Source organism: Klebsiella sp. HMSC09D12 (assembly GCF_001808475.1).
GTDB classification, from domain to species: domain Bacteria; phylum Pseudomonadota; class Gammaproteobacteria; order Enterobacterales; family Enterobacteriaceae; genus Klebsiella; species Klebsiella oxytoca.
Map to the genome: position 1 here is coordinate 1 of NZ_KV793447.1, position 3,203 is coordinate 3,203.

2 protein-coding genes and 1 pseudogene are annotated in these 3,203 nt (G+C 46.0%); all 3 read left to right on the plus strand.

The features are described 5' to 3' along the window. Window positions 1–137, plus strand: a pseudogene (locus HMPREF3178_RS31635) (phage tail protein); the annotation flags it as partial. Window positions 138–191: 54 nt separating this feature from the next. Next, window positions 192–533 carry a hypothetical protein gene (locus HMPREF3178_RS08420; protein WP_049100202.1) on the plus strand — a complete coding sequence of 114 codons (342 nt, stop codon included), beginning with the start codon at window positions 192–194 and terminating at the stop codon, window positions 531–533. A gap of 59 nt (window positions 534–592) precedes the next feature. Next, window positions 593–3,203: phage tail tape measure protein (locus HMPREF3178_RS08425; RefSeq protein WP_070585121.1), on the plus strand; the 2,611-nt coding region annotated here is incomplete at its 3' end.

Genomic DNA, 3,203 nt, shown 5'->3' on the forward strand with positions numbered 1-3,203 from the left:
CGATGTACGGGGCGCAGGGCGGTAAAGTCACCATCGAAGATGCTCAACTCAAGTGGAGCACAGAAGAGGATGAGGTAATCGACAGTGGCGATCCATTTGCCGGATTAGAGGCCGCTTTGCTCGCGGCTTCTCAGTGACAATACATACGCGACGGTTTAGGATCCCCTACTGTGAACCACAAAGGGGGGATTATGAAGAAAATACTAATTATGATTGTTTGCATTCCTTTAATTAATGCATGCAAGCCATCTGAAAAAGATTTTATTTCTATTGGGGAAGCCGTTGTTAGAGAATCACTGAAAGATCCTGATAGCGCTAAGTTTGAATCTTTTTATCACAAGGTTGGCGACAATGATGGATACGTATGTGGGAATGTTAATGCAAGAAATTCTTATGGTGGATATACAGGAAGAAAAGAATACTTTGTATTTATAGAAACGGAAAGCGGTAAGCTTAAAAATAACGGGCCAGTAACCATCGTAAGTGATAGCGATAGTAACGCATTAGAAAAATATAAACTTTTCTGTCAATAAGTTAAATCCTCAAAAAGACCTCGCCTTAGCGAGGTCTTTTTATTTCAGGAGAAAAATAAATGGCAACCCTGCGTGAACTTATTATTAAGGTCTCAGCAAACTCTCAGTCATTTCAGACAGAGATCGCCCGCGCTTCACGCATGGGGCAGGATTATTATAAAACCATGCAGAACGGTGGTCGTCAGGCCGCAGTCGCAGCAAAGGAAAGCCAAAAGGCTCTTTCCGAATTAACGGATGGATTTGCTTCTGCTGGTCGGGCCGCCACGGCAGCAGCAGCTGCATTTGCTACTGGTAAATTAGTTCAAATTGCTGACCAGTGGAACTCCGTGAACGCAAGGCTTAAACAGGCCTCAGTTTCCTCAAACGATTTCACTCTATCTCAGACTCGTTTAATGGCGATCAGTCAAAGTACTGGTACGGCTTTTACCGATAACGCCAATCTATTTTCGCGTGCAGCTGCATCCATGCGTGAATTTGGCTACAGCTCAGATGAAGTAATCAAAATCACCGAAGCGGTATCAACAGGACTTAAACTATCCGGTGCTAGTTCTGAAGAGGCCGGCTCTGTTATTACCCAGTTTAGCCAGGCTCTTGCTCAAGGTGTTTTGCGTGGCGAGGAGTTTAATGCAGTTAACGAATCTGGGGATCGTGTTATCCGTGCCTTGGCTGCTGGTATGGGGGTTGCCCGAAAAGACCTTAAAGCAATGGCGGATCAGGGGCAACTCACGATAGATAAAGTCGTACCAGCTTTAATCAGTCAGTTAGGTGTGTTACAGGGGGAGTTTTCCTCGCTACCGCCGACAGTTTCCGGTTCAATGCAAAAAGTCACTAACTCCTTTATGGCATGGGTTGGTGGGGTGAACCAGGCGACTGGCGCGACAGATGCACTTTCTGGTGGCCTTGATGGGTTGGCAAAGACCCTGGATTCTCTTACATCATCCGCTGTCAGCGGGGCCCTCAGTGACGTAGCAGATAATATGTCACTGGTTACCACCGCAGCAGGTGGTCTGGTTGGGATTGGATTAGCACGGTATCTTGGCGGGATTGTTACCAGCGCAAGCAGTGCTACTGGCGCACTTATTTCAGCCGCAAAATCTGAGGTAGCTCTTGCAGTAGCCCAGGAAAAAGCCGCGCAATCTTCTGTTGCCGCCTCCCGCGCCGCAGTTTACCGGGCCCAGCAGGCCCTTCAAAGTGCGAAAAGTGCAGATATTCAGGCGGCTCAACAGGAGAGGGTTGCGGCCGCAGAATCAAGGGTTACCGCGGCACATGGGCGATTGACTACAGCACTTGCCACCGGGACAGCTACAGAAAAAGTACGAGCACGAACCGCTCTGGAGCGAGCTCAGGCCGGGCTTGTGGCTGCGAAAAATGCCGATGCACAGGCTGTTGCAGAAAGAAAATTGGCTGCAGCTCAGTCCGCTCTTAGTCGTAATATTGCAGGCCGGGTTTCTGCTCAAAATAATCTTAACAGCGTTACCTCTGTCGGTACCCGCTTAATGAGCGGCGCCCTTGGCCTGATCGGTGGTGTACCTGGGTTAGTTATGCTGGGTGCTGGAGCATGGTATGCAGTTTACCAAAGCCAGGAACAAGCAAGAAGATCAGCGCAGGAATACGCCAAAAATATTCAAGAGGTAAAAAATAATATCACATCAATGAGCTTGCCAGAATCATCTGATAATTTAGATAAAACACGCAAGTCACTTAATGAGCAAAATCGATTAGTATCAGAACAAATTAGTAAAATTAAATCATTAAAAGAAGAAATTTCCGGGTATCAGTATATTCTAGCAAATCCCGGCCCAACAACTAGCGGTGGTTTTATGATAAACCACTTAACTAGTATTGATGATGTAACAAAAGAATTATCTGCTTCAACTACTCAACTTTCTGTAGAGCAAGAAAGATTGAACGAGATGCAAAATCAGTCTAATTCCATACAGGATGTATTGGTTAGCCTAGAAAGGCGGCGAGCAGACCAACTTACAAGAATTTCTACTGCACAAGAACAAACCTATCAATCTCTTTTAATGATGAACGGTGAGCATAGTAGATTTAACCAATTGCTTGGATTAGGAAACCAGCTTTTAATGGAACGGCAGGGCTTAGTTAACGTTCCAATGCGGATGCCTCAGGCTGACTTAACATCACAACAAACGAATGCTCTTGAGAAAAGTCGCCGAGATTTAGCATTATCGAAACTTAAGGGCGAGGCAAAAGAGTTAGCCAGACTTGGTTTTGCCGCCGACGATTTGGGATTGACTAGTGATCCTCAGCACCAGACAGGCAGGCAGGAATTAATTAATAATGGAATTGCTGAGTGGAGAAATAATGAATCCAATAAACCCACCCGGAAAGCGCCAAAAAGCGAAGAATTAAAAGCCGCTGAGAAGACAGAAGATGTTTACAAGCGTCTTATTAAACAGCAGGAAGAACAAATTGCTTTGGGAAGCCAGAATACCGAACTGGCTAAAGTAAAATACCAGGTCACGCAGGGTGAGTTAGCCTCTCTTGAGCAAGCTAAAAAAGAAACCCTTCTGCACAATGCTGCGCTTATCGATCAGAAAAACATTGCTGAACAGTTAAAAACGTTCCGTGATGGGCTGGCTGACAGCAACGCTGCTGCGCGTGACCGGGGAAATATTGATTTTCTTGGTGCCGGGATGGGGGATA

Coding starts and splice junctions, on each gene's coding strand:
- HMPREF3178_RS08420 (WP_049100202.1), top strand. CDS start 192: ATGAAGAAAATACTAATTATGATTGTTTGCATTCCTTTAATTAATGCA.